We start from the raw sequence: 22,344 nt of genomic DNA, 5'->3' as shown, positions 1-22,344 counted from the left end.
GCCCCAATCAAACCCCACCTCGGGTGTCCGCATTCCGGGCGTCTGGCCGTTGTGGCAGGGGGCAGTGGGGGATTGCCGCCGGATGTGCGGCACAAGCGGAGCCCCGTCCATGCGCCACGGGCGCGACGCACGGACGGGGGCCGGTCCAGGTCAGCCTCGGACGGGCACCGGGTTCTCCGGACTGTCCAGCCATGGCACGGTGCCGACCGGGCCGACCGTGAGGCCGAACCGGGTCAGCTCGGGTTTGCCCTGGTCGTGCCACCAGTTGAGCGCCCGCTCTACGGCCTGCCAGAGCCTCCGGGGGCCCGCCTGATAGACGGTGGTCTCGGGCTGGTCCTTGCGCCAGACTACGGTGGCCCAGGATCGGTCAGACAGGCTGTAGAACCACGCCACGGTGGTGTCGTCGTCCTGGTGGTGGACCAGGTGCGTCACGTCCGGCACCGCAAGCCCGGTGACGAATCGCTGCACCGCCCAGCGCTCGCCGAGGTCGTCCGCCGTGAGCGTCGTTCGGTACTTCGTATCGGCGCTGCCGGGGAACTCCGGGACGTACGCGGCGTGCTCGGGGAAGGTGAGTCGCTGGTTCCGCGACTTCATGAACTCCACCATTTCGGTGAAGTGGCCGGACGCTGAGTCGTCGGGCCGCACGTGGAGCTTGACCACGGCGTCCAGCGGGCTGAAGTCGGTGCCCCAGGGGGCCAGGATGACGCCGCCGGTCTGGGACTGTCTGATCCACGCTTGGGGGATCTTGCGGACGCCGTACGTCGCAATGATCCGGTCGTACGGGCCGCCCTTGGGCCAGCCGAGTTGGCCATCTCCGGTGATCAGTTCGGGGGTCAGACCGGCGCGCGCCATGTTCTCGGCGGCGACGGCCGACACATCCTGGTCGTACTCGATGCTGACGACCTGCCGTGAGCCGAGACGGTGCGCGAGCAGTCCAGCGTTCCACCCGTGGCCGGTGCCTGCGTCGAGCACGCGCATGCCCGGCTTCACGTCGAGGTCGCGGAGCATCGACATGACCACGCTCGGCATGCTGAGACTGCTGGTCGGCACGATGCCCGGTTCGGGCCCGTCGGACTCGCCGTCGTCCCACTGTGTTACCAGCGGGACGTTGGCTTCCGTGGCGGCCTGCCAGGCGGCCGGGTCCGTGTCCCGGTCCACCAGCACGCTGCGGCCGGTGGCCATGTCGTGCGACCAGACGCGCGGGGGCGTGAACAGCGAGCGGGGCACGGCGTTGAACGTGTCGACCCAGTCCGGGGACATGTGGCCGGTGGAGAGCAGGAACCGCCCCAGCTCGGAGCCGGGGCGGTCCGTACCCTCCTCGCGGAGGGTGTCAGTCACTTGCGGTGGCCCCCGTCCCCGGGCGGGGAGCTGCCATCGGGGGACGGCGGGGGCGGGGGCGGCGGGGGCTGGATCGGCGCGGGGTTGCCCCCGTGCCCGCCATCGGCGTTGAGCATGAGAGTGGCCTCTCTGCATCGGCGGAACCGGCGGCCGGATGGTCACCGGATCGTGCGACCCACCCCTTTGCGGGGGCGGGAATCTGAGGGGCTCAAGGGGGCCGGTTGTGCGCCCACCAGGGCACCGGGGCCGGTAGGCCGTCGCGCGCCCGGCGCTGGCCCGCCCACAGGCCGCCAATGCCGAATACGGGAGCGGCGTATGGGTCAGGCATTGGTGCCGCAGGTGGTTGGCCTTGCGCGCCGGGCCCGCTGGTCGAGCTTCCGGCGGAGCTTCGTTCGCCGGGCCAGATGCCTGCGATATGGGCTGAACATCGTTATGGGCCAAGTGAATTGGACGTAGGCACCCCACATCCATGCGGCCGTGTTGCGGGGCTCCGTCATCAGCGCACGAAGAACACGCCCCATGGTGACGAGACGCGGGGTCCTCACGGCTCGATCCGCTCCGGAGCACGGCGCGGCGCACTCGGCTGCATCACAGGGATCAACTCCCGCTTACCCGGCAGGGCTTCGATCTCGCTCGGGAAGGTCTCCCCACTCCTGGCCGCCACCTCGGGGGCGGAGGTAGACCTTGCCCCCCCAGGGTGCCCATGTAGGTGCCCTCTGCGCCCTGGTGGGCTCGATCCCGGACCACCTCGCCGACCTTGGGTCGGTAGATCTCCTGCCGGTTCGCTCTGCGCACCCATCGACCCCGCTCCTCGCCGCCCGGTCGTCACCAAGATCTGGCAGTCACCCAGGACGGTGGAGCCTCGCGCAAAGGACACTTCAGAACGTCCCTCGTGCGGTAGAACGTCCCTACCAAAGGTCCGTGATGTGCGGGGAGACAAGCGAGATGCCGAACGAGAGACTGAAAGACGTTATGGCGTCCGGTGGTTGGACGTGCGCCGCCCTCGCAAAGATGGCCGGCGTGGACACCAAGTCGGTTGAGCGGTGGGCCAATCAGAACCGGACGCCCAGGTTAGGAACAGCCCGCGTGGCTGCCGAAGCCCTCGGAGAAGACATGTTCGCACTGTGGCCGAGTCTGCGACAGCCACGCGCCGCACGGGCGGTGAGTCCGGAACTTGTGGCCCTGTACGAACAGCGCGCCGACCTGCCGGTTTCCGTGTTCATCGACCTGCTCGGGAAGGCTGGCAAGCACATCGACGTGCTCGTGTACGCCGCCGTCTTCCTCCATGAGGCGTACCCCCGGCTGAACGATCTCCTCCGAGAGCGCGCCGCTGAGGGCTGCACCGTTCGAATCGCACTCGGCGACCCCGATAGCGAGAACGTAAGACAGCGCGGCGCAGAGGAGAGGTTCGGCCACGGCATCGAGTCCCGGTGCAGGCTCGCGCTGATGCACTACCGCCCACTCATCGGAACCCCCGGCATCGAGATTCGCACTCACGGAACCACCCTCTATAACAGCCTGTACCGGGCCGATGATCAGCTACTCGTGAACGCCCACGTCTGGGGTGTGAATGCCTTCGGCGCTCCGGTCTGGCATCTCCGCCGGACAGGTGCGGGCACGATGTTCGACACCTACGCTTCGAGCTTCGATGCGGTGTGGAGCGCAGCACGACCAGCCGAGGAGAGCTGAGACATGGCACGGACCGAGTATTACGACGACCCCAGCGCACCCAAGCCAAACCGGCTGGTGGTCGCGGCTTCCGCCGCCGTCACGGACGAGGCCGGGCGCATCCTTCTCCAGCGACGCACCGACAACGGTCTGTACGCCCTGCCCGGCGGGACGATGGACTTTGGCGAGTCGCTGCCGGGGACGGCCGTGCGGGAGGTCTACGAGGAGACCGGCCTTGAGGTCGAGATCACCGGTTTGGTTGGCACCTACACCGACCCCCGCCACGTCATCGCCTACTCGGATGGCGAGGTGCGGCAACAGTTCAACGTTTGTTTCACGGCGGGAGTCAAAGGCGGGGAGCTTCGCATCTCCGCCGAGTCCACCGACCTTCAGTTCGTCGATCCCGACAAGCTGGGCGACCTCCCGATGCACCACACGCAGCGTCTCCGCCTACAGCACTTCCTAGAGCACAGGGCAACGCCCTATCTCGGGTAGATCGGCCCCGAAGCGCCATAAGGCGCAGTCACGCGGCGGTGTCGGCGGTGCCGGGATCCGTGGGGGCATTCAGCGCCGGGGCCGACGGTGCTTCGCGCCGGGCCACGGATCGGGTCGAACGGCGGGCGGGGGCACGTTCGCACAAAGCCTGGCCCTTCGCGCGTCAGCGGCTCACTGCCGCGGACTTCACCGTGCCGGCGGGGAGCTTTGAGGCGTCAGCCATGATCAGCGTGCACATCACGTAGCGGAACCCTTGATTCCATTCGTTTTCGTCGCTCGTCGTCCAGGCGTTGAGATCGTGGCCGCCGTTCTTGTAGGCGCCGTATTGCTGCGTGCAGAGTTTGGGCGCGTCCGTCTCGCTCACCGACTTGTAGGTCACGCCGGCGGGTGGCAAGACGAAGCCCAGCACCTGTTCCTGGTGCGGCACGTTGCAGTCCGCGAGGGTGATCGGAATTGTGTTGTTCTGCTCCTTCTGCGTGTCGATGCAGTCGCCGACCGACGTGTCGGCCAGGTAGAGCTCCAGGCCGATCGGGCGGAACGCGCCCACCGGCCCCACGATTCCGATGGACTTGCCGAAGACCAGGCAGGGCATGGCGCGCACGCCGCTGTCCCAGCCCTGTTTGCTCGGCGGAACGGCATACGACTGCGCGTCCGCCAGCGACTGGACGGTGGTCCGAAGCCGTGCATCGCAGATGGCATTGCCGTTTTGCGTCGCATCGTCCAGGGAGTTCACGTCGGCCATATCGACCACCTGACCGTCCGGGGTCTCCTTGATGCAGTCCAGGACGCCGAGCTTGGGCAGCCCTTGGAACTTCGCGCCGTTCCACACGGCGGTGACGCAGTCGCCCCGCTTCAGTTCCTGCTGCAGACCCACGGCGTCCCCGTAGGGCGTTACCGGGCCGGTAGAAGCCGGGGGCGAGGATACGCCCGGGCTGATGGCCGGGGCCGAGGACGTGCCCGAGCCGCCGAGCAGGGTCGCCCCTGCCCACACGGCGCCGCCCAGGACCAGTGCCGCGGCCACGACGATGGCCACGGTACGGCCGGCCGGGATCTTACGACGGGGTTTGGGCCCCGGTGTGCCCGGTGTACCCGGCAGGGGAGGCCGCTGCTGGACCGTCGGAGGTGGCGGCGGTGGCGTAGGCGGGCCCGTGGGGGTCACGATCGTCGGGGCGGGCTCGGGCGTCGGGGCGGGTTCGGGCGTCGGGGCGGGTTCGGGCGCAGCAGAGGCCCCGGCGAGCTTCTCGGCCGCCTCCTCACCCGTCATCCGCTCCGCCGGGTCCTTGGCCAACAGGCCCTTGATGACAGGCACCAGGGGCCCCGTGACGTGGGCCGGCAGCGCGGGTTCCCCGAACAGGAGCGCGGTCAGGGAGGCGGCGTCGCTGTCCGCGTCGAAGGGGCCTCTGCCCGCGACCGCGAAATACAGCGTGGCGCCGAGGGAGAACAGGTCGGACTCCGGGCTCGGCTCCCCGCCGCGCGCCCGTTCCGGGGCCAGGTAGCCGGGAGTCCCCACGATCCCGGAAGCCGAGGTGAGCCGGGGCTCACCCGAGGCCGGCTCCAGCGCGATGCCGTAGTCGGCCAGCAGCACCCCTCCGCCTTCCCCGGGGCGCGACGTCCGAGGTGCGGGGCTCGTCAGCAGGATGTTGGCCGGCTTGACGTCCCGGTGCAGGATGCCGAGCCGATGGCCCTCCGTCAGGGCATCGAGGACGGCCAGACCGATGCGCGCGACCTCCGCGGGCGGCAGCGGCCCGTGCTCGTGCACGAGGGCCTCCAGGTCCGTCGCGCCGGGCACGTACTCCATGACGATCCACGGCAGACCGTTCTCCTCGACGATGTCGTGCACCGTGGCGACATGCGGGTGGTTCCGCAGCCTGGCGGCATGCCGCGCCTCACTGCGGGCCCTGGCGATACGGGCGCTCATCTCCTGCTCCGGCAGGCCCGGCGGGACGTCGATCTCCTTCAGCGCGACATCGCAGGCCAACACCTCGTCATGGGCGAGCCAGACCCGGCCCATGCCCCCGGCGCCGAGCCGCCGCACCAGGGTGTAGCGCCCTGCGACCACCCGTCCGGTATCGTCCTCGGCCCCTGTCATGGTCAACAACGTAAGGTGCTCGAAAAATCAGGGCAATTGGCGCATGTCAATCAGGTGATGGCCCTGAGTGCCCGATGAGGGGGCCGATGAGTTCGGAGGCTGTCGGTCAGTGAATCGCAGTCATTGATTCGGGGCCGGCCGGTTCGGCTCCACGATGATGTGCGGCAGGAAGCGGGCGCCCTGGTGGGTGATCGGGCTGTCGTCCGTCTCGCGGATGCCGAGGCCCGCCGCCTCGCCGTCGACCACCCAGGTGCCGAGCACCGGGCGGTTGCCGTCGAAGTCGGGCAGCGGGTGGTACTGCTGGTAGCAGCGGCCCTCGGCGCCGTAGCGGTCCGGGTCGCCGGCCCAGTCGGCGAGCCGGGTCTCGCGGCCGTCCGGCCCGACGATCCGGACGCCGGCGCCCTCGCGGCCGAGCAGCGGCTTGGCCGCGTAGCCGGGGCCGTCCGGGCCGGCGAGCTCGCGCGGGCCGTCCAGGTAGGCGGGCAGCAGGTTGGGGTGGCCGGGGTAGAGCTCCCAGAGCACCGCCAGCAGCGCCTTGTCGGAGAGCAGCATCTTCCAGGCCGGCTCGATCCAGAGGGTGGAGCCGGTGCCGCCGCCGTGGTCGATGACGTCCAGCAGCCGGCCGCCGAACTCGTCCTCGGCCAGCCACTCCCACGGGTAGAGCTTGAACGCGGCCCGGACGAAGCGGTGCTCGAGGTCGACGAAGCGGCCGGAGAGGCCGTCCCAGCCGATGTCCTCCATCGCGATGCCGACCGTCTCCAGGCCGGCCTGCCCGGCGCACTAGTAGTACCAGCGGCCGGCCGTGGCGCCGCCGCTCGTGCAGGAGTGGGTGTCCAGCACCTTGAGCGTGGACGGGTCGACGCAGCGGCTCGGCGGGTTGCTGCCGCCGGAGGAGGAGCAGCCGGACAGGGCCAGCGCCAGGGTGCCGACCATGCCGAGGGTGACGAGGCCCGATCGGCGTCGGGCGTCCCGCCCCGGGGTGCCGGATCCGGTGACTGCGGAGGAGGGCATTGGCGGCGTCATGGCGCCCGATGGTACGCGTGGGGCCGAAGAGTACGGGAGGGCCCCGGATCCCGGGGGGGGGGTGCCGCGGCCCGATGGGATATGTTTTGCCGATCCTTGACCGTTGGAGCCGGCCGGACGGGCCGGCTCAGTGAGTGGACGCGGGGGACAGACCTGTGAACGACATCCTGCACGGCCTCGGTGCGGCTGCCGCCTTCGGCGGCGTCGGCGTGGTGCTGCTGCTCCTCGGCGTCTGCCTGGTGGACGTGCTGACGCCCGGAAGGCTCGGCCACCAGATCTGGGTCGAGCGCAACCGCAACGCCGCCGTGCTGCTCAGCTCGGCGCTGCTCGGCATCGGCGGCATCGTCTTCACCGCGATCCTCTACACGTACGAGGACTTCGGGAAGGGCCTGGTCTCCACGGCCTGCTTCGGCCTGCTCGGCCTGGTGCTGATGGCCGTCGCGTTCTGGGTGGTGGACGTGCTGACGCCGGGCAAGCTCGGCGCGATCCTGGTCGACCCCGAGCCGCACCCGGCGGTGTGGGTCTCGGCCAGCTGCAACCTCGCGGTGGCGGCGATCGTGGCGGCGTCGATCGCCTGAGCCCGTCCCGCCCTCCCGCTCGGGCGGGGCAGACCGGTCAGGCGGGGCAGACCGGTCAGGCAGGGCAGACCGGTCAGGCAGGGCAGACCGGTCAGGCAGGGCTGCTCGGTCGGGCGGGGTGCGCCACCCCGCCGAGGACGTGCTCGCGGCCCCAGGCGCCCAGCGGTGCCAGCGCCGCGTTCAGCCGCGCGCCGACCGGCGTCAGCGCGTACTCCACCCGCGGCGGCACCTCGTCGTACGCCTCGCGGTGCACGATGCCGTCCGCCTCCAGCTCGCGGAGGTGGGCGGCGAGAACCTTCTCGGTGATGCCCGGCACCAGGCGGCGCAGCTCGCCGAACCGGCAGCCCGGGCGCTCGTCCAGCGCCCAGAGGATCAGCACCTTCCACTTGCCGCCGATCACGTCCATCGCGGCGTCGATCCCGCAGACGTACGCGCCCGGCCTCGGCACCGTCGCCATGCCCCACCTCTCACCCCGGCCCGACCTGCTCGCTCACCTCAGGGTAACCACCCACTTCGAAGTGCGTACTTGATCACGCCCGGGGCCTGCGACGAGCCTGATCGGCATGACACAGAACATCGTCGACCCCGCGTCGAAGACCCCCGTCACCCTGCTCGGACTCGGCGCGATGGGCACCGCGCTCGCCCGTGCCTGGCTCGCTGCCGGGCACCCGCTGACCGTCTGGAACCGCACCCCCGCCCGGGCCGAACCGCTCGCCGCCCGGGGCACCGGCGTCGCGGCCACCGCCGCCGAGGCGGTCGCCGCCAACCGGCTGCTGGTCGTCTGCCTGCTGGACGACGCCTCCGTCGACGAGGCACTGGACGGCATCGACCTGGCCGGCAAGGACCTGGTCAACCTGACCACCAGCACCCCCGGCCGGGCCCGCGCCCGGGCCGAGTGGGCCCGCGACCGCGGCGCCCGCTACCTGGACGGCGGGATCATGGCCGTACCGCCGATGATCGGCACCCCGGCGGCGGGCCCGTACGTCTTCTACAGCGGCTCGCGCGAGCTGTTCGAGGAGCACCGGGACACCCTCGCCGTCCCGGCCGGAACCACCTACGTCGGAGCGGACGCCGGCTTCGCCGCACTGCACGACGTGGCGCTGCTGAGCGCGATGTACGGCATGTTCGCCGGGGTCGCGCACGCCTTCGCGCTGGTCCGCAAGGAGTCCGTCGCCCCGGCGGACCTCGCCCCGTTGCTCACCTCCTGGATCGGCGCGATGGCCGGATCGGCGGCCAGGACCGCCGAGCAGCTGGAGAGCGGCGACTACACCCAGGGCGTCGTCTCGAACCTCGCCATGCAGGTCGCCGGGACGTCCACCCTGCTGCGCACCGCCGAGGAGCAGGGCGTGAGCGCCGAACTGCTCACGCCCTACCTGGCCCTGATGGAGCGGCGGCTCGCGGAGGGCGGCGGCGCGGAGGACCTCACCGGGGTGATCGACCTGCTGCGGCGGTAGGCCGGTGCCCGCCCGCTACCCCGCCGGGCGGTCGGTGAGGGGGCGGCGGCGCCGCGCAGCGTCGGTGAGGGCGGAGGGCTGCCAGACGCCGTCGGGGTGGTAGAGGTTGGTGCCGGGCGGGACGATCGCGTCGATGCGGTCGAGGGCGGCGTCGTCCAGGACGAGGTCGGCACCCTTGAGGGCCGCCGCCAGCTGCTCCCCGGTGCGCGGGCCGATGATCACCGAGGTGACGGCCGGGTGCGCCGGCGGGAAGGCGAGGGCCAGCTCGGGCAGGGTGCGGCCGAGGTCGTCGGCGAGCGCGGTCAGCTGCTCGACGGCGTCGAGCTTGGCCGCGGTGACCGGCAGTGCCGGGTCGAAGCGTGCCGGGGTGAGGGCGGCCCGGCCGGTGGTGAGGTCGATCGGGCGGTCTTTGCGGTAGCGGCCGGTGAGGAAGCCGGAGGCGAGCGGGCTCCAGGTCAGCGCGCCCATGCCGAGCCGCTGGACCGTCGGGAGCACGTCCCGCTCGATGCCGCGGGCGAGCAGCGAGTACGGCGGCTGCTCGGTGCGGAAGCGCGGCAGGCCGCGGCGGTCGGCGACGTGGTACGCCTCGACGATCTGTTCGGCGGGGAAGGTCGAGCAGCCGAAGGCACGGATCTTGCCGGCCCGGACGAGGTCGCCGAGCGCGGAGAGGGTCTCCTCGATGTCGGTGGTGTGGTCGGGCCGGTGGACCTGGTAGAGGTCGATCCAGTCGGTCCGCAGCCGCCGCAGGCTCTCCTCCACCTCGCGGACGATCCAGCGGCGGGAGTTGCCGCCCCGGTTGCGGCCCTCGCCCATCGGGAAGTGCACCTTGGTGGCGAGGACGACGTCGTCGCGGTTGCCGCGGCTCTGCAGGGCCTTTCCGACGATCTCCTCCGACTCGCCCGCCGAGTACATGTCGGCGGTGTCGACGAAGTTGACGCCCTGGTCGAGGGCGGTGTGGATGATCCGGGCGCAGTCGTCGTGGTCGGGGTTGCCGACCGCGCCGAACATCATGGTGCCGAGGCAGTAGGCGCTCACCTCGATGCCGGTGCCGCCGAGGACGCGGTAGCGCATGGTTCTGCTCCCCCTGGTGGTGAGTGGGTGGCCGTCCCTGTTCGGGAGCCGTGTTTCCGCTCCCGACGGTAGGGCCTGGAGCGCGCTCCAGGGCAAGGGGCGGAGGGGGCCGCGCTCCGCCGGAATCCGGCCGGGGGTCTCGGACCGCGGCCGGGGGGCTCGGGACTCCGGCCGGGGGTCTCGGGACCGCGGCCCTCCCTCCGGAGGGGGAGGGGGTCCCCTGGGAGGGGGAGGCCGGGGCGGGGCGGCCGGTGGGAGCTTGGGGGCATGACAGCTGCGAGCGGTTGGGCGACGGTGCGGGGGGCGGGCGAGCGGGGCGTGCCCGGGCGGGGTGCGGCTGGGCCGGGTGCGTCCGGGTGGGGCAGGGACGGCCGGGGGGTGGCCGTCTGGGGCGTCGCGTACGCGGGCTTCGGAGCCGGCTGCGCGGCGACCGGGACGGCGCTGTTCGGGGTGACCTGGCTGGGGTGGGCGGTAGCGGCGGTGGGTGGTGCCGCCGCCCTGGCCGGTGCCGCGACGGCGTGGTGCGGACTGCGCCCGGCGCTGCGGGCGGTGCTCGGGACGCTCTGCGTCCTGTCCGGCGTGGCGGCGTTCAGTCTGCTGATGGACGTCATCACGCTGGTCTTCAACCAGAACGTGGACAGTTGGCCGGCTGCGGCCCAGCGTGCGCTGTCGGCGCTCGGCGCCGTCCTGCTGGCGGCCACCGCGCGCACCGGCCGTTCGCCCGCCCGGGCGGGCGGAGCGGACGCACTCCCGGCGCCGTCGGCGGCCTCGGGACAGGTCCAACTGGCGGCCCTGGCCGGGACGGTGGCCTTCGTGCCGTACGTCGTGATGAAGGTGATCTGGGCCCTCGGCGGCACCTTCGCCGGCCTGAGCGGGGCCGCGATGCGGGCCGACGCCGAACGCAACGGCGCCTCCGGGCTCTGGCTCACCCTGGCGTCCTGGGGCGTGGACGCGACGGCGCTGCTGGCGGTGCTCGGTGTGTTCCTGCTCTGGGGTCTGGTCCGCCCGTGGGGCCAGGTGTTCCCGCGCTGGACGCTGCTGCTGCGCGGCCGTCGCGTGCCCCGCTGGCTGCCGCTCACCCCCGCGCTGCTCGGCGCCGCCACCCTCGCGCCGTACGGGATCTTCGGCATCGGGTACGCGGCGCTCGCCACCATGGGTCTGGTGACCGTGCCTCGCGGGGAGTTCCCCACCGAGGCGGACGTGCTGCTGGTCTGCTGGATCGGCCTGGGCGCCTTCGCCGTCTACGGCGTGGCCCTGGCGGCCGCCGCGCGCTCGTACTGGCGCCGCACCGGGTGACGGGCGGGGTGGCGCGCCGGGTGACCGGCGGGGTGACCGGCGTGCGGCGCGCCGGGCGGACCGGGTGACCGGCGGCGCCGTTTGCGGAACCGGCAACAAAGCTTGCCGGAGACGCGGGGCCCGTCGCAGCCTGGCGGTGGAGGTGATCGCCGTGGGCGACAGGCGGAGTGACACGCCGCCGCGCACTGGACCCGCCACCGCCCCCGAATCCGCCGCCGATCCCGAACCGGCCACCGATCCGAACGGAGCAGGTCATGCACCAACCGCACCAGCCCGCCCCCGCCCCCACCCCGGCGCACCACGACCACCACGACCACCACGGTCACCACGCGCCCGCGACCGACACGGACTGGTCGGCGCTGGCCGCCTTCCTGGAGCGCGAGGGCGAACTCAACACCCCGGCGTTCGCCCAGGCCGCCCAGTGGCTGGGCGAGTTGGTGGACGGCGCCTCCGTCGGGCGGGTGCTGGATGTCGGTAGTGGCCCGGGCGTCGTCGCGGGCCTGCTCGCCGACGTGTTCCCGGCCGCCGAGGTGGTCGCCGTCGACCAGTCGGCCGCCCTGCTGGCCCGGGCCGAGGCCCGCTCGTCCGGCCGTGTCGCCACCCAACAGGCAGATCTTCCCGCCGAGTTCGGCCTTCTCGGCGCGGCCGACCTGATCTGGTCGTCCCAGGCGGTCCACCATCTCGGCGACCAGCAGGCGGCGTTGACCGCCCTGGCCGGCTCGCTGCGTCCGGGCGGCCTGCTCGCCGTCGCCGAACGCGGGCTGCCGCTGCGGTTCCTGCCGCGGGACTTCGGCCTCGGCCGCCCCGGGCTCCAGGCCCGGCTGGACGCCGCCCACGAGGACGGCTTCGCTGCGATGCGTGCCCAACTCCCGGGCGTCATCGAGGAGGTGGAGGACTGGCCGGCCATGCTGTCCCGGGCCGGTCTCACCCCCGCCGGCTCGCGCACCTTCCTCGTCGAGTGGCCGGCTCCGCTCGCCGCCCCGGCCCGCGAGCACCTGTACGGCCATCTCGACCGCCGCCGTGCCCAGTTGGAGGAGAGCCTGGACGCCGCGGACCTCGCCACGCTGGACGCCCTGCTCGACCGTGACGCCCCCACCGGCATCCTCGCCCGCCCCGACGCCTTCTACCTCGCCGCCATCACCGTCCACACCGCCCGGGCGGAGGGCTGAGAAAGCCCCGCTGCGGCGGTGATCCGCAGGCCGGGGCCGGAGCGGGCGCCGCCGGTCAGCCGGCCTGGACCGGCTTCCGGTGCCGCCCGGTGCCCTTGCGCAGCAGCGGCGCCGGGGTCTCGGCCTGCGGGAACGCCTCGGCCGGCCCGGTGCGGACGATCTGCGGGTACGCCTCCGCGTAGTTGCCGGCCACGCCGATCGGCTGCCAGGCGAAGCCGTCCCACTCGATGACCAGCCGTGGCACGTCGTGGAGTACGTGGGCGGCGCGGCCCTGCGGCCGGCGTGATCGCGTCCCGCGTGCCGGGGGCGCGGCGCCGGTCGGCCCGTCGCGCGTACCACTCGGCCAGGGGCTCGACCTCGGCGCTCACCGGCACCTCCCTCACGTCGGCCGGAGCCGGTCCTGCCAGTCTGGCCGACGGAGGAGGGCGGGTCGAGTTCACGATCGGGTGAAGGTGACTGATCGTCAGAGGCCGGACGCCAGCTTCAGGGTGACGGCTCCGGCGATGATCGAGGCGAAGGAGAGCAGCTTGGGCAGGGTGATCCGCTCCTTGTAGATCAGAGCGCCGAAGACGACCGTGCCGATCGAGCCGAGCCCGGTCCAGATGGTGTAGCCGACGCTGACGTCCAGCGTCCTGAGTGCGAGGCTGAGGGTGAAGATGCCCCCCGCGGCCGCGACCAGGGTCAGGACGGACGGCCAGAGCTTGGTGAAGCCGTGGGTGGCGTTGGTGCCGAGGGCGAAGACGATCTCGAAGACGACGGCGATCGCGAGGAAGATCCAGGCCATGACGGTGTGCTCCTTGGTCGGTCGGGGTCGGTGGCTGCGCGGGATCAGGCGGTGGCGGACTGCTCGGAGCCGCTGAGCCTGTCGGCGAGCTTGAGGCCGAGCACGCCGCCGATGATCAGGACGAAGGCCGCCGCCTTCCCGGGGTTCATCGACTCGTGGAAGATCACCGAGCCGAGGATGACGGTGCCGATCGAGCCGATCCCGGTCCACACCGTGTAGCCGACGCCGACGTCGAGGGTCTTCAGGGCGAGGCTGAGGAAGAAGATCCCGCCCGCGGCGGCCGCGGCGGCCAGCAGGGACGGGCCCAGCACGGTGAAGCCGTGGGTGGCGTTGGTCGCGAGGGCGAAGACGACCTCGAAGACCGAGGCGATGAGCAGGTAGATCCAGGCCATGGGAACCCCCCGGGTTCGTCGTGACGTTAGTTGTTGCATGTATGTGCAAGTTGATGTCGACTGGGCAAGAGCATGCATGTACAAGTAACCTGTGTCAACCCGCCCCACCTGCGCCAGGAGCAGCCCATGGACTCGGAACCCAGCCCCACCAGCGGTGATTCGGACGCCGGGACGCCCGAGGGCCGGACGTCGGACTCCCGGATGTGGAGCCGGCTCACCGCCCTGCACGCGCACGTCGAGGGCCGCCTCACCACCGCGCTCCAGCGCCGGCACGGCCTCGGCCTCTCCGAGTACCGCGCCCTCGGGTACCTCGCCGAGGCCCCCAGGGGCGAGCTGCGCATGCAGGACCTCGCCGGCAGCCTCGGCCTCAACCAGAGCTCGGTCACCCGCCTGGTCGCCCGGCTGCACGCCGCGGACTTCGCCTACCGGGACCTCTGCCCGGACGACAAGCGCGGCGTCTACACCGTGATCACCGCCACCGGGCGCGCCCGCCACCAGGAGGCCCGGGCCACTTACGAGGAGACCCTCACCAACACCCTGGACGAGGAGGCCGCCGTCACCCCCGACCTCGCCCCGCTCCTCACCACGGCCCGCCGCTCCCTCGGCTGAGCACAGCGCCCCGCTGCTGCCCCGGGCCCTTTGCCTGCCCGGCCCGTTCCCCTGCCCGCGCCTCGCCTCGCCTCGCCTTGCCGCGCCCTCGTCCTCGCCCTTGCCCGCGCACAGGAAGTCGACCCGGCCGACTTCCTGTGCAGCGCGGTGCCCGGCGGCCGGGCGGTACGGTCGCCGCATGGCAGCTTCGAACCCCGATGTCGTCGTGGTGACCACGACCTTCGACGCCGAGTCCAAGGCCCGCACCCTGGCCGCCGCCGTGGTGCGCGAACGCCTGGCCGCGTGCGCGCAGGTCTACCCGGTCCAGTCGGTCTACCGGTGGGCCGACGAAGTGCAGGAGAGCCCCGAGTGGCGCGTCGACTTCAAGACCCGCGCCGACCTCGCCACCCGCCTCACCGGCTTCATCACCGGGCACCACGACTACGACACCCCCGAGGTCGTCGCCGTCCCGGTGGTCACCGGCAGCAGCGCCTACCTCGCCTGGGTGGCCGCGGAAACGACCCCCTGACGCAGGCGGGTGGCCCCCGTCGCGTCGTCGCGACGGGGGCCACCCGACCTACTGCTGTCCCTGCCCGCCCCTCGCCTGTGCGACGACCGGGCTGCTCGCCCGTTCGCCTACTCGCCGCCGAACCGGGCGGACCAGGCCGCCAGGTCCTCGTCGGTGATCTTCGCGAACAGCACCGGCGGCACGGTGAACGCCGTACCCGCCGGCACGAAGTCCAGCGCGCGCGCCTCCTCCGCGCTCACCCACGCCTGCGTACGCGCCGGCGCCTCGGCGGGCAGCGCGAACGCCTCGCGCATCGCCCCGGCCGCCGCCGGGATGAACGGCTCGGACACAACCGCGTAGAGGTGGATCAGGTTCATCGCCGTCCGCAGGGTCAGCGCGGCCGCCTCCGGGTCCGTCTTCACCTGGAGCCACGGAGCCTTCTCGTCCAGGTACGCGTTGCCCGCGCTCCACAGTGTGCGCAGGCTCTGTGCCGCCTTGCGGAAGTTCAGCGCGTCCAGCTGGGCCTCGTACTCGGCCAGCAGCTCGGCGATCTGCGCGCCCAGCCGCTCCTCCGCCTCGCCCGCCGCGTGCCCGGCCGGGACGTCGTCGCCGAACCGCTTGCGGCTGAAGGAGAGCACCCGGTTGACGAAGTTGCCGAGGGTGTCGGCGAGGTCCTTGTTGACCACCGAGGCGAAGAGGTCCCAGGTGAAGCTGGAGTCGTCCGACTCGGGGGCGTGCGCCATCAGGAAGTAGCGCCAGTAGTCGGCCGGCAGCAGCTCCAGCGCGACATCGGTGAAGATGCCCCGCTTCTGGCTGGTCGAGAACTTGCCGCCGTAGTACGTCAGCCAGTTGAAGGCCTTGACGTAGTCGACCTTCTTCCACGGCTGCCGCGAGCCGAGGATGGTCGCGGGGAACATCACCGTGTGGAACGGGACGTTGTCCTTGGCCATGAACTCGGTGTACCGGACGGTCTCGTCGGCCTCGTACCACCAGGACTTCCAGTCCCGGAGCTCGCCGTCCGCCGCCGCGTCCGCCCACTCCTTGGTGGCGCCGATGTACTCGATCGGGGCGTCGAACCAGACGTAGAAGACCTTGCCCTCCGCCGCCAGCTCCGGCCACACGTCGGCCGGCACCGGCACGCCCCACTCCAGGTCACGCGTGATCGCGCGGTCCTGCAGGCCCTCGGTCAGCCACTTGCGGGCGATCGAGGAGGCCAGCACCGGCCACTGGTCGCCGTGCGCGGCCACCCACTCCTCGACCTGGTCGGTCAGCTTCGACTGGAGCAGGAACAGGTGCTTGGTCTCGCGCACCTCCAGGTCGGAGCTGCCGCTGATCGCCGAACGCGGCTCCAGCAGGTCCGTCGGGTCCAGCACCCGGGTGCAGTTCTCGCACTGGTCACCGCGCGCCTTGTCGTAGCCGCAGTGCGGGCAGGTGCCGACGATGTACCGGTCCGGCAGGAACCGCCCGTCCGTCACCGAGTACACCTGGCGGATCGCCCGCTCCTCGATGAACCCGTTCGCGTGCAGCTCGCGCGCGATCTCCTGGGTGATCTCCCGGTTCTGCGGCGACGAGCTGCGCCCGAAGTGGTCGAACGAGAGGCGGAACCCGTCGTAGACCGCCTTCTGCTGGTCGTGCGCCTGTGCGCAGAAGTCGGCGACCGGCAGCCCCGCCTCCTGTGCGGCCAGCTCGGCCGGCGTCCCGTGCTCGTCCGTCGCGCAGATGTAGAGCACCTCGTGCCCGCGCTGCCGCAGATACCGCGAGTAGACGTCCGCCGGGAGCATCGACCCGACCATGTTGCCCAGGTGCTTGATCCCGTTGATGTACGGAAGGGCGCTGGTGATCAGGTGCCGAGCCATCCTCGGATGCTCCAATTTCTCCCGCACGCACCCCTACCCGGAGTGCCGTGACAGGCGCAGGGTCTGGGGGCCGCAACGGAAGCCCGACGCGTTCGCCGGCTCCCGGGCTGCCACACAGAGCGAAGTTCCACTGTGGGCGCCCCAATCCTAGCGAAGCCTGCGGGTCTCCCCCTCTCCCGTTTCACGAGGCGGACGGCCGGTGGACCTGGACGACCGCGTGCCGTCCGTTCGTCCGCCATGCCGTCCCGGTGCCGTTCAACCGCTCGGCGGTCGCTGCGTCGAGTCCGACGATCACCTCCGACTTGAGCGTGCGCAGCGTCGCGACGGGCGAGGGGAAGTGCCGGACGGCCTCCGCGAACGACGTGGTCGGCGGCCAGTGCCGGTCGCCGACCAGACGGCGGTAGTTGAGGTCGCCCTTGAACACGGTGAGGGCCGCGCCGGCGAACTCCGCCCGGAGCTCGGCGGGCAGGTCGTGGAACGGCAGCGGCGCGCAGAAGAACGGGTGGGTGCGGACGGTGAGCGTGCCGTCGTGCATCGCCCGCCGGAGGCGCTCGCCGACGGCCCCGTCCCGCAGGTGGGAGACGCTCGCCAGGACGTCGGCCATGGTCGCGTCCGACACGAAGTACGGGTGGGGCTTCACGTACAGCGCCACCTCGCCCGCGAGTCCGCCGGTCAGCAGGTGGTCGATCAGGGCGAGGTCCGGCAGCAGCTCCCGCCCGGCGTTGTCCGCGACGACGCAGACGCGGCCGCCCGCCGTCCGTTCCAGCTCCGCCCAGAAGTCGGCGCCGTCGTCGACCACCAGTGCGTCGGCGTCGGCCTCGGCCCCCTCGCCCGCCGTGATCCGGAACCCCAGGTCGGCCCGGTTCCCCCACAGCGAGGCCGCGAGCAGCGCCTCCGGCCGCCCGTCGCCGCCGTCCACCGGCGCGCCCGCCAGCTCGGCCGCCTTGAACGGACCGAACGGGTCGATGCCCTGCCACGCGCCGGGGCGGAAGTACCCGGTGGCCTCCAGCAGCCGGCGGTAGAAGTAGCTCTCCGCCCACAGGAACGGCGCCTCCCCCCAGGGCCGCCCCCACAGGCCCGCGCCCCACGCCAGCCATTCGGCGTGGTCGTGCGCGCTCTCGTCCAGCGGCTCCAGCACGCCGCCGGTGCTCTCCGCCAGCAGCCGTTCCACCGCCGCCCGCTCGTCGGGCCCGTAGGGCAGCGCGGCCAGTACCTGCCGGAGAAGCTCAGGGTGCCGCTCGTGGAACACCCTCCAGGCGAAGGACCCGGGTACGTCACTGCGGATCACGGGTGCGTCCGTCGGCACGGGGGAGCTCGATTCTCTGGTCGTCGGTCGGGCCGTCATTCTCCTCGCCCCGTCCGCCGCCACCGAGGGCGATCCGGTCCCGCTGCTCAGGAAGTCGGACTGGCCGACTTCCTGAGCAGCGGGGCTACGGGCTTTCAGCGGGCCCACGACGCCGACGTGGCGTTCGGCGCCGAGTGGCCGATCCTCTGGCCGTCCGCCGTCACCTCGATGGTGAGCCACTCCCGGCGCGGCCGGTGGTGGCGCTGCCATGCGGTGTGGGCGGCTTCGACGATCTGCCAGAGGTCCTGCGGCCCCGCCGTCGTCACCGTGGCCGGGCCGTCGGGATGGTCCTGCACCTGGGCGGCCGAGCCGTCGACCGGGTCGTGAAGCGTGCCCGCCTGCCGGACGACGTTCGGCGGCAGGTGGAGGGAAGCCCAGAAGGAGAAGCCGTAGTCGTCCAGGACGCGGGCGCCGACGGCCGTGGTGCGCTGCTGCCCCTCGACGCTCCCGGGGACGGCGGGCGTGGTGGCCGCCCCCGACCGCAGGGGCATGAACGCGGCGGGTGCGGCCAGGAAGCGGCCCACCGCGCGCCCGTCCGGCAGCTTGGTCAGGCAGGCTACGGCCCCGCCGTCCAGCGCACCGCCGATCGGGGCGACGATGGTCCCACCGGGTGCGCACTGGTCGAGCCAGGCCTGCGGGATGCGCGGGACGGAGCAGGTGGCGATGATCCGGTCGTACGGGGCGCCGCCGGGGTGCCCGGCGGCGCCGTCGGCCGCGAGGACGTCCGGCTCGAAGCCGACCTCGCGAAGGCGGTCCCGGGCAGCGGTGACCAGCGGAGCGGCGCAGTCGAGGGTGGTGACGTTCTCCGCGCCCGCGAGGTGGCAGAGCAGCGCGGCGTTGTAACCGGTACCGGTGCCGATCTCCAGCACCCGGTCGCCCAGGCGGATGTCCAGGGCGTCGAGCATGTCGGCCATCAGACTCGGCAGCGTGGAGGAGGACGTCGCCGTTCCGCCCACGTCGTCCACTTCGGTGACCAGCACCCGGTTCGCATAGACCTCGCGCAGCCACACCTCACCGTCCGCACTCGTGAGGCGGCCCGTGCGGTCGGAGGAGTGGAACACCGGCACGAACGGGTGCCGGGGCACATTCAGGAACGCCTCCACCACCCGCGAGGAGAGGACGGCACTGCAGCGCTCGATGTCGGAGACGAGCCCCACCCGGGCGCGGAGGATCCGGCTCTCGGTCTCCACGGTTTCGGTCATGTGTCGGTTCCTTGCAGGTAGTCGCAGATGGCGGCGGTGATGGGCAGTCCGGTCGCCTGCTCGATGAACCCGTACTGCCCGTTGGGATTCACCTCCAGGAACGTCCAGTCACCCGACGGCGTGACGACGAAGTCGAACGCGCCGTATGGAAGGCCGAGTTGGTCGAGCACGCGGTGAACTCCAGCCGCCACGTGTGCCGGTGGCTCGCAGACGCGGTAGGTCAGGCTGTCGTAGTCGCTGCGCCAGTCCACGCGGGCGGCTGCCGAGCCCGCGTGGATCTGGGCGGCGAACAACCTGCGGCCGACGACAGTCAGTCGGACCTCGTGCGCCTTGGGCACCCACTCCTGGAACAGATGGGCCGTGGTGGCGATGGAGGGGTGCCCGGCATCGTCGGGCCGGAGCAGGCCCGCGTAGACCGCCACCGACTGCCCGTCGACCGTCCCCCGGATCGGGGTGAAGGGCTTGTAGACCACCGGCGTACCGATCCGCTCGGCGAACGCCGCTGCCTCCACCGGACTATTGGTGATCAGCGTTCGAGGAACGCGTAGCCCGCACTCGGCCGCGACGCGGAGTTGGAGCGGCTTGTACTCGGCATCCGCAGCCCGGCCCGGCGGCGGCAGCCACCGGGCCGGAAGCGCCGACAGCAGCCCGCCGAATCCGCGTCGCGCCTCGGCCATCGCCACCGCCCGTGCCTCCCGGGGCATGGACTCCGGAAACTCGCAGGGCGTGGGCCGGCGATAGTAGACCGCACGGACAGTGGCCAGGTCGAGCGTGCGGCGGTCCGTGGCGAGCGTGCCGCGCCAATCGGTCCCGTCGAGGCCGGCCGCCAGGGCCAGCCTCGACGGGAACCAGGCCGTGTCGGCTCGGAAGACGGGCACCACACGCCGGTTCAGCTCCTCGATCACGAGATCTGCGGTCGGATCGAACGCCCCCGTGAGGACGAGGACAGCGCCGGAAGTCGCCATCTCAGTCGTTGCTGCTTCCCGGGTCGTCCGGCGCGTCCATCTGGCCGCTCGGCTGGGTCGGGCCGAAGGTCTTGGGCGGCGCGCTGGTCAGGTAGACGCCGGGCGGCAGGCCTTCGTAGGTGCAGGTCTGCGAGTCCTCGTCGTACGCGAGGTCGGCCGGCAGGACGCCGCCGGCGCCGGTGACCGGGACGAGGAAGCGGAACGCGAACGGGTTCGCGGGCCCGAGCTGGTCGTCCAGCGCGGGCAGCGGCGTGGCTCCGGCCGTGCTCAGCGGCAGCCGCGACTCGGGCCGGTCGAAGGCGTGGCCGCTCTGGGGGTGGCGGTTCAAGGTTGCGATGGACATGAATCTCCCTCTCTCTGCGCGTTGTTGTTCACAAGCCGCGCGACGACTACCCGCGTGCCGCCTGCCAGTCGAAGAAGCCACCGGGCGCGTCGTCCGGTGGAATGAGGTCGGAGGCGCGGACGACCCGTTCCCGCCCACCCCTCAACGGCCGGACGTAGACACTGAACTGGCAGATCTCCATCACCTCGACGGCGGCCCCGGTCCCGCGCTCGTACACCCGCTGCCCGGCCCTGGGCACCCATGCCTCAGCCACGGACGATCCCATCGCTGAGCCGGCGAACGAGTCGATCGGACGGCACCGTCCGTCGCGGCCCAGCCGGCTGGAAGAGCGGGTGCACGACGGCCACCCCGCTGTCCTCGCTGACCAGTTCGACGAGAGCACCAGTCGCCAGGTCCAGCCGGATCGGGCTGTTCTGGATCCTGTGAAGCGTTGCCGCCCAGTCGCGCCGACTGTGCGGCAACGCCGGCTCGGGCTGTGGCGATCTCGTGGCTTCGGCCATGTCGTGGCTCCCCGTGACGGTGGCTCCTCTGGGTGGGAACCAAGGTAGGCCGGAAAACCCGAGGCCTTACATAGATTTCCAGTTCCGGAAAGAATCTTTGTCGGGGCCCTTGGAGAGGGGGCTGCGTGCAGCCGCTTTCTATCCTTGCAAATACTCGTCTCGAATTTGCTCAACCAGCAGCCGCATCAAGTCGCCGGCAGCGGCCATCTCTGCGAATCTGTCAAACTTGTCCAGATAGGAGGAGACATCCCGGGGGTCGGTTACGACGAGTTCGGCATGGACTGTCTCCACCGTCACTACTCGGTCGTCTCGGATCACGAACGAGTGCCCCGGCACGTCCACCTGCTCTGCCGCGAGTGGAACGATCCGGATGTCGACGTTGGGCAGCCGGGACACCGAGATGATTCTGTCGAGCTGCCCGGCCATGATCGCAGGTGGAAGTATGCGCCAGCGAAGAACCGGCTCGGTGATGACGAAGCTCAGAGTCTTGGCGGAGTCATAGATGACTCCTTGCCGCTCGATCCGAGCGCTGATTGTACGGCTGAGAGATTCATCTCCCAGGTTCTTCCTGGTCAGAATGGATCGGACATATTCCGGAGTCTGCAATAGGCCTGGGACCAATGATGGCTGGAACAGCTTCAGTGCGGTCATGGATTGGTCGAGCGCCATGATCTGCTGCTGCTTCCTGTGGTAGCCGAGACGCCGGTACTCGCGCCACGCCACGGCTTCCGTGGCTGCTGCCCGGGCTGCCGCCAGGTACTCCGTCTTGACCTCGTCCGAAACGCCTATGGCGGTGAGGATGCGATCGACGTCCATGACCGTCGGCGCCACCCGCCCGTTCTCGATCTTGCTCAGCTTGCTCGCAGACATGACGGCGCTGCGGGCGATGGCCTTGGCCTCCTTGCCGGATGCCTGCCGCAGTGCCCGCAGCGCCGTTCCCAGGTTGGTTCTGTTCACTCGCTGTGCTTTGCCCACCATTCGGCGAACGGCTCCGCGTGCGCCAGCGCGACGTCCCGGTAGGCGACGAATTCGCGCACGCGCTCGACAGGCAGGAATTCCGCGCCGAGGTACTTTCCGTGATCGTCGTAGTTCATGGCTCCGATGGTCCGGTTGTCGAACATCCAGAAATCCGGTGCATCCGGGATCGGGTTCTCCCGGTCGGTCGTGTCGAGGATGAAGAACTCCTCGCCGGCTTCAACGTTCCGCCGATAGCCCCACCCGAGTTCAAACCGGAGGTACGGTGTGAGCGGGCGGGAGAGGATGTGGACCCGATACATGCGCTTGCCCCCATCGGTGGCGTTGCGCACGGTGTCCAGCCATGCCGCCGACTTGAACGACTCGGGTTGGGGCTCGCCGGCGAGAAAGGCTTGGTAGGCGTCGATTCCACCGGACTGGCTGTAGTCGTCGAGGGTCTCCAGCCTGAACGCCTCCGCCTCGAACTCATCGAACCACTGGGCAAGCGTCCTGGATGAGGTTGTCACGGATGGCCTTTCGGATGAGTTCAGCCGGGATCTCCACGACCGTCTCGTGCCCGGGAAGTTCCAGACCGTGGTTCGCCGGAGTCTCGCCCTGGACGAGAATGGTCCCTCGGTCGGTGGCGTACAACGTCGGACATTCTCCGTCTTCGCACGAGCTGACGAGCTTTCGGACCAGCACGGTGCCCCCTCTGCAAGGTTCCGG

At 71.3% G+C, this 22,344-nt stretch carries 24 protein-coding genes and 2 pseudogenes; 8 read left to right on the top strand and 18 right to left on the bottom strand.

What is annotated here, in order from left to right; translation table 11 throughout:
- Positions 1-150: 150 nt before the first annotated feature.
- Positions 151-1,338 carry a methyltransferase domain-containing protein gene (locus OG286_RS19190; protein WP_405360809.1) on the bottom strand — a complete coding sequence of 396 codons (1,188 nt, stop codon included), beginning with the start codon at positions 1,336-1,338 and terminating at the stop codon, positions 151-153.
- Positions 1,339-2,283: 945 nt separating this feature from the next.
- Here OG286_RS19190 and OG286_RS19185 point away from each other — a divergent pair.
- A complete protein-coding gene (locus tag OG286_RS19185) occupies positions 2,284-3,027 on the top strand; it encodes an XRE family transcriptional regulator (protein ID WP_405360811.1) in 744 nt (247 codons plus the stop codon).
- A 3-nt stretch (positions 3,028-3,030) separates the two neighbouring features.
- Positions 3,031-3,501 carry an NUDIX domain-containing protein gene (locus OG286_RS19180; RefSeq protein WP_405365600.1) on the top strand — a complete coding sequence of 157 codons (471 nt, stop codon included), beginning with the start codon at positions 3,031-3,033 and terminating at the stop codon, positions 3,499-3,501.
- Positions 3,502-3,664: 163 nt separating this feature from the next.
- Here OG286_RS19180 and OG286_RS19175 read toward each other — a convergent pair whose 3' ends face one another.
- From OG286_RS19175 to OG286_RS19165, 3 genes and pseudogenes are all read right to left on the bottom strand, one after another.
- Positions 3,665-5,590, bottom strand: a complete 1,926-nt coding sequence (locus tag OG286_RS19175; protein ID WP_405360815.1) for a protein kinase domain-containing protein — start codon at positions 5,588-5,590, stop codon at positions 3,665-3,667.
- Positions 5,591-5,710: 120 nt separating this feature from the next.
- A pseudogene (locus tag OG286_RS19170) lies at positions 5,711-6,367 on the bottom strand (glutathionylspermidine synthase family protein); the annotation flags it as partial.
- A 3-nt stretch (positions 6,368-6,370) separates the two neighbouring features.
- On the bottom strand, positions 6,371-6,613 hold the full coding sequence (locus OG286_RS19165; RefSeq protein ID WP_405360817.1) for a hypothetical protein: 243 nt from the start codon (positions 6,611-6,613) through the stop codon (positions 6,371-6,373).
- 155 nt (positions 6,614-6,768) lie between these two features.
- Between OG286_RS19165 and OG286_RS19160 the strand changes: the two genes are divergently transcribed.
- Positions 6,769-7,191 (top strand): DUF350 domain-containing protein, encoded by a 423-nt coding sequence (locus OG286_RS19160; protein WP_405360819.1) that lies wholly within the window; start codon positions 6,769-6,771, stop codon positions 7,189-7,191.
- 91 nt (positions 7,192-7,282) lie between these two features.
- On the opposite strand, the gene OG286_RS19155 is transcribed toward OG286_RS19160, so the two are convergent.
- Positions 7,283-7,648 (bottom strand): winged helix-turn-helix transcriptional regulator, encoded by a 366-nt coding sequence (locus OG286_RS19155; protein WP_396324725.1) that lies wholly within the window; start codon positions 7,646-7,648, stop codon positions 7,283-7,285.
- Positions 7,649-7,754: 106 nt separating this feature from the next.
- Between OG286_RS19155 and OG286_RS19150 the strand changes: the two genes are divergently transcribed.
- Positions 7,755-8,645: an NAD(P)-dependent oxidoreductase gene (locus OG286_RS19150; RefSeq protein WP_405365599.1), complete on the top strand. Its 891-nt coding sequence runs from the start codon at positions 7,755-7,757 to the stop codon at positions 8,643-8,645.
- Between the two features lie 15 nt (positions 8,646-8,660).
- On the opposite strand, the gene OG286_RS19145 is transcribed toward OG286_RS19150, so the two are convergent.
- The gene (locus OG286_RS19145; RefSeq protein WP_396324722.1) at positions 8,661-9,716 is read right to left on the bottom strand and encodes an aldo/keto reductase; all 1,056 of its coding nucleotides are present in this window, start codon (positions 9,714-9,716) and stop codon (positions 8,661-8,663) included.
- A gap of 378 nt (positions 9,717-10,094) precedes the next feature.
- Between OG286_RS19145 and OG286_RS19140 the strand changes: the two genes are divergently transcribed.
- Both OG286_RS19140 and OG286_RS19135 read left to right on the top strand, forming a co-directional pair.
- Complete coding sequence (locus tag OG286_RS19140; RefSeq protein WP_396324720.1) at positions 10,095-11,012, top strand: hypothetical protein; 918 nt, start codon at positions 10,095-10,097, stop codon at positions 11,010-11,012.
- A 254-nt stretch (positions 11,013-11,266) separates the two neighbouring features.
- Positions 11,267-12,181: a class I SAM-dependent methyltransferase gene (locus tag OG286_RS19135; RefSeq protein ID WP_396324719.1), complete on the top strand. Its 915-nt coding sequence runs from the start codon at positions 11,267-11,269 to the stop codon at positions 12,179-12,181.
- A gap of 55 nt (positions 12,182-12,236) precedes the next feature.
- Here the strand turns inward: OG286_RS19135 and OG286_RS19130 are convergent.
- The 3 genes and pseudogenes from OG286_RS19130 to OG286_RS19120 all read right to left on the bottom strand — a co-directional run.
- Positions 12,237-12,446: pseudogene (locus OG286_RS19130) on the bottom strand (DUF6087 family protein); the annotation flags it as partial.
- 198 nt (positions 12,447-12,644) lie between these two features.
- Positions 12,645-12,965, bottom strand: coding sequence for a DMT family transporter (locus OG286_RS19125; protein WP_405360825.1), 321 nt, complete (start codon positions 12,963-12,965; stop codon positions 12,645-12,647).
- A 44-nt stretch (positions 12,966-13,009) separates the two neighbouring features.
- Positions 13,010-13,357 (bottom strand): DMT family transporter, encoded by a 348-nt coding sequence (locus OG286_RS19120; protein WP_405365598.1) that lies wholly within the window; start codon positions 13,355-13,357, stop codon positions 13,010-13,012.
- A gap of 126 nt (positions 13,358-13,483) precedes the next feature.
- Between OG286_RS19120 and OG286_RS19115 the strand changes: the two genes are divergently transcribed.
- Complete coding sequence (locus OG286_RS19115; protein ID WP_405365597.1) at positions 13,484-13,966, top strand: MarR family winged helix-turn-helix transcriptional regulator; 483 nt, start codon at positions 13,484-13,486, stop codon at positions 13,964-13,966.
- A 178-nt stretch (positions 13,967-14,144) separates the two neighbouring features.
- On the top strand, positions 14,145-14,474 hold the full coding sequence (gene cutA, locus OG286_RS19110; RefSeq protein WP_405360829.1) for a divalent-cation tolerance protein CutA: 330 nt from the start codon (positions 14,145-14,147) through the stop codon (positions 14,472-14,474).
- A gap of 107 nt (positions 14,475-14,581) precedes the next feature.
- Here the strand turns inward: cutA and metG are convergent, their stop codons facing one another.
- From metG to OG286_RS19065, 9 genes are all read right to left on the bottom strand, one after another.
- A complete protein-coding gene (metG, locus tag OG286_RS19105) occupies positions 14,582-16,309 on the bottom strand; it encodes a methionine--tRNA ligase (protein WP_396324712.1) in 1,728 nt (575 codons plus the stop codon).
- A 181-nt stretch (positions 16,310-16,490) separates the two neighbouring features.
- Positions 16,491-17,597, bottom strand: a complete 1,107-nt coding sequence (locus OG286_RS19100; protein ID WP_405360831.1) for a damage-control phosphatase ARMT1 family protein — start codon at positions 17,595-17,597, stop codon at positions 16,491-16,493.
- 152 nt (positions 17,598-17,749) lie between these two features.
- Positions 17,750-18,856 carry a methyltransferase domain-containing protein gene (locus OG286_RS19095; protein ID WP_405365596.1) on the bottom strand — a complete coding sequence of 369 codons (1,107 nt, stop codon included), beginning with the start codon at positions 18,854-18,856 and terminating at the stop codon, positions 17,750-17,752.
- Positions 18,853-19,821 (bottom strand): ATP-grasp ribosomal peptide maturase, encoded by a 969-nt coding sequence (gene tgmB, locus OG286_RS19090; RefSeq protein WP_405365595.1) that lies wholly within the window; start codon positions 19,819-19,821, stop codon positions 18,853-18,855. The genes OG286_RS19095 and tgmB overlap by 4 nt, the downstream gene beginning before the upstream one ends.
- A gap of 1 nt (position 19,822) precedes the next feature.
- Positions 19,823-20,164 (bottom strand): hypothetical protein, encoded by a 342-nt coding sequence (locus OG286_RS19085; RefSeq protein ID WP_405360837.1) that lies wholly within the window; start codon positions 20,162-20,164, stop codon positions 19,823-19,825.
- A gap of 46 nt (positions 20,165-20,210) precedes the next feature.
- The gene (locus OG286_RS19080; protein WP_405360839.1) at positions 20,211-20,417 is read right to left on the bottom strand and encodes a hypothetical protein; all 207 of its coding nucleotides are present in this window, start codon (positions 20,415-20,417) and stop codon (positions 20,211-20,213) included.
- A 385-nt stretch (positions 20,418-20,802) separates the two neighbouring features.
- The gene (locus OG286_RS19075; protein ID WP_405360841.1) at positions 20,803-21,621 is read right to left on the bottom strand and encodes a helix-turn-helix domain-containing protein; all 819 of its coding nucleotides are present in this window, start codon (positions 21,619-21,621) and stop codon (positions 20,803-20,805) included.
- The gene (locus tag OG286_RS19070; RefSeq protein WP_405360843.1) at positions 21,618-22,145 is read right to left on the bottom strand and encodes a DUF6879 family protein; all 528 of its coding nucleotides are present in this window, start codon (positions 22,143-22,145) and stop codon (positions 21,618-21,620) included. The genes OG286_RS19075 and OG286_RS19070 overlap by 4 nt, the downstream gene beginning before the upstream one ends.
- On the bottom strand, positions 22,105-22,320 hold the full coding sequence (locus tag OG286_RS19065) for a hypothetical protein (protein WP_405360845.1): 216 nt from the start codon (positions 22,318-22,320) through the stop codon (positions 22,105-22,107). The genes OG286_RS19070 and OG286_RS19065 overlap by 41 nt, the downstream gene beginning before the upstream one ends.
- Positions 22,321-22,344 lie beyond the last annotated feature (24 nt).

It is taken from the genome of Kitasatospora sp. NBC_00039 (assembly GCF_045160625.1).
In the GTDB taxonomy this organism is placed as follows: domain Bacteria; phylum Actinomycetota; class Actinomycetes; order Streptomycetales; family Streptomycetaceae; genus Kitasatospora.
The sequence above is the reverse complement of the archived record's forward strand: the minus strand, read 5'-3'. Positions and strand labels throughout refer to the sequence as shown.